General features: G+C 46.4%; 6 protein-coding genes and 13 tRNA genes. All 19 read left to right on the top strand.

The features are described 5' to 3' along the window. The first annotated feature begins 98 nt into the window (after window positions 1–98). The 19 genes from WH45_RS18435 to WH45_RS18345 all read left to right on the top strand — a co-directional run bounded on the left by WH45_RS18435 (window position 99) and on the right by WH45_RS18345 (window position 6,332). Window positions 99–170, top strand: a tRNA-Glu gene (locus WH45_RS18435). A 94-nt stretch (window positions 171–264) separates the two neighbouring features. Beyond that, a tRNA-Val gene (locus WH45_RS18430) sits at window positions 265–340 on the top strand. A 21-nt stretch (window positions 341–361) separates the two neighbouring features. Continuing rightward, a tRNA-Met gene (locus WH45_RS18425) sits at window positions 362–435 on the top strand. A 7-nt stretch (window positions 436–442) separates the two neighbouring features. Next, window positions 443–518 (top strand) — tRNA-Asp (locus WH45_RS18420). Window positions 519–598: 80 nt separating this feature from the next. Further along, window positions 599–671, top strand: a tRNA-Phe gene (locus tag WH45_RS18415). 22 nt (window positions 672–693) lie between these two features. After that, window positions 694–769: transfer RNA gene (locus WH45_RS18410), tRNA-Thr, on the top strand. 4 nt (window positions 770–773) lie between these two features. Beyond that, window positions 774–858 (top strand) — tRNA-Tyr (locus tag WH45_RS18405). 5 nt (window positions 859–863) lie between these two features. After that, window positions 864–937 (top strand) — tRNA-Trp (locus WH45_RS18400). A gap of 26 nt (window positions 938–963) precedes the next feature. Next, window positions 964–1,036 (top strand) — tRNA-His (locus WH45_RS18395). Window positions 1,037–1,054: 18 nt separating this feature from the next. Beyond that, window positions 1,055–1,129, top strand: a tRNA-Gln gene (locus WH45_RS18390). A gap of 14 nt (window positions 1,130–1,143) precedes the next feature. Next, window positions 1,144–1,218: transfer RNA gene (locus tag WH45_RS18385), tRNA-Gly, on the top strand. Window positions 1,219–1,232: 14 nt separating this feature from the next. After that, window positions 1,233–1,306: transfer RNA gene (locus tag WH45_RS18380), tRNA-Cys, on the top strand. A gap of 14 nt (window positions 1,307–1,320) precedes the next feature. After that, a tRNA-Arg gene (locus WH45_RS18375) sits at window positions 1,321–1,394 on the top strand. A 484-nt stretch (window positions 1,395–1,878) separates the two neighbouring features. Further along, on the top strand, window positions 1,879–2,190 hold the full coding sequence (locus tag WH45_RS18370; protein WP_046215880.1) for a hypothetical protein: 312 nt from the start codon (window positions 1,879–1,881) through the stop codon (window positions 2,188–2,190). Between the two features lie 242 nt (window positions 2,191–2,432). After that, window positions 2,433–3,095, top strand: a complete 663-nt coding sequence (locus WH45_RS18365) for a PspA/IM30 family protein (protein WP_046215879.1) — start codon at window positions 2,433–2,435, stop codon at window positions 3,093–3,095. Between the two features lie 3 nt (window positions 3,096–3,098). Next, on the top strand, window positions 3,099–3,596 hold the full coding sequence (locus WH45_RS18360; protein ID WP_046215878.1) for a PspC domain-containing protein: 498 nt from the start codon (window positions 3,099–3,101) through the stop codon (window positions 3,594–3,596). Between the two features lies 1 nt (window position 3,597). After that, complete coding sequence (locus WH45_RS18355; protein ID WP_046215877.1) at window positions 3,598–4,332, top strand: PspA/IM30 family protein; 735 nt, start codon at window positions 3,598–3,600, stop codon at window positions 4,330–4,332. A 135-nt stretch (window positions 4,333–4,467) separates the two neighbouring features. After that, window positions 4,468–5,136, top strand: coding sequence for a cell wall-active antibiotics response protein LiaF (gene liaF, locus WH45_RS18350; RefSeq protein ID WP_046215876.1), 669 nt, complete (start codon window positions 4,468–4,470; stop codon window positions 5,134–5,136). A gap of 134 nt (window positions 5,137–5,270) precedes the next feature. Next, window positions 5,271–6,332 carry a sensor histidine kinase gene (locus tag WH45_RS18345; protein ID WP_046215900.1) on the top strand — a complete coding sequence of 354 codons (1,062 nt, stop codon included), beginning with the start codon at window positions 5,271–5,273 and terminating at the stop codon, window positions 6,330–6,332.

Raw genomic sequence — 6,332 nt, 5'->3', positions numbered from 1 at the left:
TTGGCCGAAGGAGCACGATTGGAAATCGTGTAGGCGTCACAAGCGTCTCGAGGGTTCGAATCCCTCTCTCTCCGCCATATTTATTCTCTAAATAGTAAGGCCCGTTGGTCAAGGGGTTAAGACACCTCCCTTTCACGGAGGTAACAGGGGTTCGAATCCCCTACGGGTCATTGTTTTACTTCATACAGGAATGCATTGTACATAATAAGTGAATGTGTTTGACATTACCTTAATAAGCGTGTTACAATCACTCTTGTGTCCCATGGAGACTTAGCTCAGCTGGGAGAGCATCTGCCTTACAAGCAGAGGGTCGGGGGTTCGATCCCCTCAGTCTCCACCATAGATACTTTTTGCATGATGACGCGGGGTGGAGCAGTCCGGTAGCTCGTCGGGCTCATAACCCGAAGGTCACAGGTTCAAATCCTGTCCCCGCAATAGTTTTGGAACCGTGGTGTAGGGGTTAACATGCCTGCCTGTCACGCAGGAGATCGCGGGTTCAAATCCCGTCGGTTCCGCCATTTTAGTATCCACTCACTACTTTTTGATTGTAAAGTAATTTAGAGTAGACGAGTCGACACGCAGCAATACATCAAGCTACGGCTCGGTAGCTCAGTCGGTAGAGCAGAGGACTGAAAATCCTCGTGTCGGCGGTTCGATTCCGTCCCGAGCCACCTTTTAATTTAATAGTTTTATGCCGGTGTAGCTCAGTTGGTAGAGCAACTGACTTGTAATCAGTAGGTCGGGGGTTCAAATCCTCTCGCCGGCACCATTGTGGAGGCTTAGCGAAGTGGCCAAACGCAGCAGACTGTAAATCTGTTCTCTCCGAGTTCGGTGGTTCGAATCCATCAGCCTCCACCAGTCATAGGGGCATAGTTTAAAGGTAGAACAACGGTCTCCAAAACCGTTGGTGTGGGTTCAATTCCTGCTGCCCCTGCCAATTTATTTCATAAAATTTATAGCATGGCGGTCGTGGCGAAGGGGTTAACGCATCGGACTGTGAATCCGACATTCGCGGGTTCAATTCCCGTCGATCGCCCTTTTATTTTTTTGATATTGGGGATTAGCCAAGCGGTAAGGCAACGGACTTTGACTCCGTCACGCATAGGTTCGAATCCTATATCCCCAGCCATTTTTTCTCAATGAGCGGACGTGGCTCAGCGGTAGAGCATCGCCTTGCCAAGGCGAGGGTCGCGGGTTCGATTCCCGTCGTCCGCTCCATTTTAATTTCATACGGCGCCATAGCCAAGTGGTAAGGCACAGCTCTGCAAAAGCTTTATCCCCAGTTCGAATCTGGGTGGCGCCTCCAGTATTTTATTTTGAGCGCCCTTAGCTCAGCTGGATAGAGCGTTTGACTACGAATCAAAAGGTCAGGAGTTCGAATCTCTTAGGGCGCGTTTTTCATCAGGAAGTGAAAAGCCTGGTATAACTGCTATTATAGTAGTTATACCAGGCTTTTTCGTTATATCTTTTTTAGTAGCGTATAATTATTCTGTGAAGTGTGAAGTGTGAAGTGTGAAGTGTGAAGTGTGAAGTGTGAAGTGTGAAGTGTGAAGTGTGAAGTGCAGAATGTAAGGTATGAATTATGAAGCGATGAGGATTTGAAGTGAAAGCAAAGAGGATTATAAGCTAAATCCTATAGATGAGGGATTGGTCCAGAGTAAGCCCCGCCTTAGGTCTAGGATAAAATACCATCCCCAGTCCATTTCAGACAGCAGTTTATTCTATTAGAATGTAACTATAAGGCAGAGCGAGTCAGCCTGACAGGAACCGGCGGCAATTGACCGGTGATCTGTCTAATCAATTATTGGATGATAATGAATAGTAGTTGGCGGAAGTACTCATGTTTTTCTCAAATTCAAGGAGAAGGAGGTGAATGGAATGAATATCAATCGTAAAAGTATCGCAGCGGTAGCATTAATCGCAGTAGGTATTCTGATGGTATTCGGCAAGTTCTTTCCTGTAGTACATAGTCTGATGGGAGAGCTGATTGGGCTGCTGATTCCGGTAGCGATGCTGATCCTCGGTTACTATGCTCTTCAAAGTGGAAGAAAAGTATTGGGAATTATACTGAGCCTCATCGGTGCTTGTATCCTTTTTTCAAAATTGTCTTTTCTTATCGGTCCTGTCCTTGGAATAGCATTGGTGGTCTGGGGAGTGACTCTTCTAAAAAACCGCCGTCAAACGTTTTAATTAGCAGCTGAATCGTGTCCTAACTGAAACGAATGGGTAAGTTGCTAATAAAGCCTAAAACACTTTACGATAAATAAATATATACTGTTCTGCTCATCTTATAATTATAGACGTCTTAATAATTGTAGAGTGGAATAGGGTTGTAAGAATGCAAGTTGTGGCAATGAAATCCGGAGCTGAAGCGGATCAGCAACTGCAGTATACCGCTTGATTGATTACGTAAAGGAGGGAGCACCAATATTATGAATATGTTTAAGCGCATACGGGATATTACCGTAGCAACTTTAAATGAAAAGCTGGAACAGAGTCAGGACCCTGTAAGATTAATCGATCAGTTTCTGCTCGATACCCGTCAGGAAATTACTGAGGCAGAGAAACTGTATAGCAATATAGCGCAGCATACGCGTCAGCTACACCAACATGTAGAGAAAGCATCTTCCATGCGCAAAAAGCGTGAAGAGCAGGCTATGCTGGCTCTGAAGGCAGAGGAAGAAGATTTGGCCCGGATGGCTCTGCAAGAAAAAGTAATGTACGAAGAAAAGGAAAATCAGTATAACGATCTGCTGGAGAAAAACAAAGAAGCGCTCAGCGAGATTGAATATCAGCTGAATACGCTGAAGTCCGAATACCAGGCAGTCTACAGCAAGCGGGAGTATTATTATGCACGAATGGAGACATTGCGTCTTCAACAGCAGATGAATCGCCGCTTTGGTGGAACAATGCCCAATAATCAGCCTTCCTTTGGACGTCTGGAAGATCGTATCTCTGATTGGGAGATGGAAGCAAAAGCAATGCGAGACGTCCGTCAGATGGATCACTATCCATCAGGCACCAGCAGTACGGCTCTCGATGAAGAGTTGGAGCGCCTGAGACGCAAGCTGGATGATGAACGGAAGGAGGGCTAATCGATGCGGCCAAAGTTATACCGTTCGGCACATGACCGGATTCTTACCGGTTTAACCGGAGGACTGGCAGAATATTTTCAGATTAACCCTACCCTGCTCAGAGTATTATTTATTCTCAGCATTCCGTTTACCGGGGGATCTACGATCCTGATTTATCTGGTCGCTATGTTTATCGTACCGAAAGAACCACCAGCTTATCGTCCATTTGAATATGGTCCCTATGATCAGCAGCCTGAAGATCGTTATGGCCCGCGTCACACGTATGGCGGGTACTGGGGAACTTCCCAGAATGCTTATGAGCCCAATATGTATGATGCTCCACATAAAAGCAATTCGCGTGACTTTGGCAAAAATCGCCCACCTTATGAAAAGCCGGATCCGGTTGGCCGCAAGAAAGCTGATCTGGACTCCATGATGGAAGATATCGAGAAAAAAGCACTTCGTAAAGAAGTTGAAGAATTACGCAAAAAAATTGCTCAAATCGAGAAGGGAGAACAATAACATGGGAGTATTTAAAAGATTGAAAGATATGACAAAGGCATCGGTGAATGAATTACTGGACAAGGTGGAAGATCCAATCGTGATGCTTAACCAGTATCTGCGTGATATGGAGGCTGAAATTCATCAGGCAGAGGTTACTGTTGCCAAGCAAATGGCTAACGAACGCCGTATGAAGCAGCGTGTGGAAGAAGCAGGCCGTATGGCTGTACAGCGTGAAAGCCAGGCTACTGCAGCTCTGAAAAACGGTCAGGAAGAAGTGGCTCGCAAGCTGCTGGAAGAGAAAATCTACTTCGATCAGAAATATACCGAATATGGCGATATGCATGCACAGGCTAAAACCCAGGTGAGCGATCTGATGCAGCAGCTGCATGAAATGAAAGACGAGTTCTACAAAATGCGCAACAAACGTAATGAGCTGGTATCCCGTGCTCAAATGGCCAAAGCCAAAAAACAAATGTCTCAAATGAGCTCTGTAAACTCGATCGATAAAGGCGGCGCATCCCTCGGATTCAGCCGTATGGAAGAGAAAATCATGCAACTGGAAGCAGAAGCGGATGTTATGCGTGTACCTTACAGCTCCGGCTATAACACTCCATATATCAGCGCCGAACAAGCAGAAAAACAAATGAAAGTGGACGAGCAGCTGAACCTGCTGAAAAATAAGCTGTCCGGTTCTTCCGCTCCGAAAACAATTGAATCCAGTGCAAGCCCGGCGGATGAGTCCTCTCGGCACTAATTGCTAAACGCCCAGAGATACAGTTAGTCGGCAAGCGAATAATATGATATGCTAGGAAAGGCTAAGCCATACAGCGTGTGTCTCATGCATGCCGTATGGCTTTTCCACTACTATTGGCGGTAAAGGAGGTGCGATATGAGTAAAAAAAGAGAAGCTTTTGCTATGATGCTGATCGGAGTCGGAATGCTGGTCTTGCTGGGACCATATGTTGGATTTTTTACGATTGTCGCTCTTCTTTTGCTGCTAATTGGCGTAACCGGACTTCGTCATGGAAATATGCGCAGAGGCTATATTTGTCTCGGTACAGGAGCAGGATTACTCCTGCTGGATCATCTGGCGTTGGTGCTTGGCATTGGTCTGATCTCGCTCGGTATCTTTTATGTACGTGCCAATAAAGCTCATCGGGGACAAAAGCATCATTCCCAGCAGAACTTTATTAAAACGCTTCAGCATAACCGTGATCCATGGATGATGCGCAGTACCAGCTCCTGGCATGCGATCGGTGATATTGATTGTGACCTGTCTCTTGCGTTGGCAGAAGAAGCGGATACCGTACTGTATTTTCATGGACTGATTGGTGATCTTGATTTTACAATTCCAGAGGAGTATGGTGTGGAGATTGAAGCTCATTTGTTATTTGGACAGATTAATTTTAATCCCGATTATCATGCCGGAATTGAACGCCGTCAGGGTGTGCTCAACCGTGTACAATGGAAATCGGCCAATTATATGAATAGTACACAGCGAGTGAAGCTGGTCATTTTCTATGTGGCTGGAGATTTAAATATTCGCTTGTCTGCGTAAACCCACTTAAAATAGTAGGTGTAGGTGTAGGTGTAGGTGTAGGTGTAGGTGTAGGTGTAGGTGTAGGTGTAGGTGTAGGTGTAGGTGTAGGTGTAGGTGTAGGTGAGGTCATGATCGAAGTGGAGGACCGGCGTATGAGAACTAAGAAGTCTGCGGATATTATTATCCGCAGTATGAGTGAAGGAGTGCTGCTGGCAGTCCTTTTATTAATCGTTGTCGTGTATGTACTCTATACGTCGGGGCATCTGGTGATCGATTATACATGGGAAGCTGTCTTACGCACCGGTATAGCACTTTTGATTCCTGTACTTACTGTGGGCATTCTGTACGGGTTGTATCAGGCACTGCGTCTGAAAATGCGGCTGGGCAAGCTGCGGGATACACTGCTGATGTGGGAAAAGGGCAGCTGGTCACAATCCGCTCCCGAATGGGGAAGTGATGAATGGGCACGCCTTGGCGAACAGATGGACCGGATCGGCAAAAAGTGGGGTGATCAGATCTCAAGTCTTCAGCGTCTATCTACCAATAATGCGCAGCTGGCAGAACAGGCCAGAATATCTGCCATTATTGAAGAAAGGCAGCGTCTGGCACGTGAACTGCATGATGCGGTATCCCAGCAGCTTTTTGCCATATCGATGACTGCGACAGCAGTAGGACGTACTTTTGACAAGGATCTGCAGCGGGCCAAACGCCAGGTGGAATTGATTGAGGAAATGTCTTCTGTTGCGCAATCGGAAATGAGAGCGCTGCTATTGCACCTGCGTCCGGTTTATCTGGAAGGCAAACGGTTATATGAAGGCATACAGGAACTTGTACAGGAGCTGCAGGCCAAGATTCCGATGGAGATTGCTTTGGAGATGGATGAGGATGTACGCTTGCTGAAAGGGGTCGAGAATCATCTGTTTCGTATTGTCCAGGAAGCACTATCAAACACCCTTCGTCATGCCAAAGCCAGCCGGATGGAGATCCGGATTGTCCAAAAAACGGATTCGGTACGGGTTACCCTCCGGGATGATGGCATTGGCTTTGAACTCGATGACACCAAACAGACTTCCTATGGACTGTCTACCATGAGAGAACGGATTAATGAAATTGGCGGAACGATTCAGTATATTACCGCTCCTGGCAAAGGAACACGAATTGAGATTGTCGTCCCGATCGTGACTTTGAATACAGAAGAAAGCAGGTGGACATAA

This window comes from Paenibacillus wulumuqiensis (assembly GCF_000971965.1).
GTDB lineage: Bacteria > Bacillota > Bacilli > Paenibacillales > Paenibacillaceae > Saccharibacillus > Saccharibacillus wulumuqiensis.
Note: the sequence above shows the minus strand (reverse complement) of the source record. Positions and strands in the feature narration are given on the sequence as shown.

What these genes read in the sequence shown, in the direction of transcription:
- liaF (WP_046215876.1), top strand. Translation starts at nt 4,468, where the DNA reads ATGAGTAAAAAAAGAGAAGCTTTTGCTATGATGCTGATCGGAGTCGGA.
- WH45_RS18370 (WP_046215880.1), top strand. Translation starts at nt 1,879, where the DNA reads ATGAATATCAATCGTAAAAGTATCGCAGCGGTAGCATTAATCGCAGTA.
- WH45_RS18365 (WP_046215879.1), top strand. Translation starts at nt 2,433, where the DNA reads ATGAATATGTTTAAGCGCATACGGGATATTACCGTAGCAACTTTAAAT.
- WH45_RS18355 (WP_046215877.1), top strand. Translation starts at nt 3,598, where the DNA reads ATGGGAGTATTTAAAAGATTGAAAGATATGACAAAGGCATCGGTGAAT.
- WH45_RS18345 (WP_046215900.1), top strand. Translation starts at nt 5,271, where the DNA reads ATGAGAACTAAGAAGTCTGCGGATATTATTATCCGCAGTATGAGTGAA.
- WH45_RS18360 (WP_046215878.1), top strand. Translation starts at nt 3,099, where the DNA reads ATGCGGCCAAAGTTATACCGTTCGGCACATGACCGGATTCTTACCGGT.